We start from the raw sequence: 213 nt of genomic DNA, 5'->3' as shown, positions 1-213 counted from the left end.
ATTAAAACAGCAGCCAAACCCACTAATGAGTGCATAAGCGCAACAGTTTCCGGCATTTGCGTCATTGGCACTGTACGTGCACGCGCAATACCCACGATTGCACCTAACACCATTGCCCCAACGATCATCCAAATAACTGGGTTATTCGCAACAAAGAAGGTTGTTACAACTGCAATCGCCATTGCGATCATACCGTAACGGTTACCTTGAATT

Annotated in this window: 1 protein-coding gene; it reads right to left on the bottom strand. The window is 46.0% G+C overall.

From position 1 onward, the window contains the following. Positions 1–182 (bottom strand): NAD(P)(+) transhydrogenase (Re/Si-specific) subunit beta (locus tag LK09_RS21300; protein ID WP_231563194.1); only part of this gene is annotated, 182 nt, incomplete at its 3' end. Positions 183–213 lie beyond the last annotated feature (31 nt).

This window comes from Microbacterium mangrovi (genome assembly GCF_000802305.1).
In the GTDB taxonomy this organism is placed as follows: Bacteria; Actinomycetota; Actinomycetes; order Actinomycetales; family Microbacteriaceae; genus Microbacterium; species Microbacterium mangrovi.
Note: the sequence above shows the minus strand (reverse complement) of the source record. Positions and strands in the feature narration are given on the sequence as shown.